At 48.0% G+C, this 229-nt stretch carries 1 protein-coding gene; it reads right to left on the minus strand.

Going from position 1 to position 229, the window contains the following annotated elements; all coding sequences use genetic code 11:
* Positions 1-229 (minus strand): IS110 family transposase (locus tag H5993_RS09425; protein ID WP_204777135.1); only part of this gene is annotated, 229 nt, incomplete at both ends.

Consider the following 229-nt stretch of genomic DNA (forward strand, 5'->3'; position numbering starts at 1 on the left):
ACATATTGCGGAGCCTGCGGGGTAGCCAAACGAAACTCATTATCAAAAGCCGTTAACGCAATTTTACGAGCGTCTTCGCGGTCGGTTTTAACTCGCCGGAGATCCTCCTCTTTTAAGTGAACGAGCAACGGATTCAGCTGGCAAAATGGGAGCTGATGATCACGACAGAACCGGGCAACTGGACGTGAATAGATGCCAGTTGCCTCAAAGTAAATCGTTGGTTTATTAG

Source organism: Limosilactobacillus alvi (assembly GCF_016900115.1).
Classification (GTDB): domain Bacteria; phylum Bacillota; class Bacilli; order Lactobacillales; family Lactobacillaceae; genus Limosilactobacillus; species Limosilactobacillus alvi.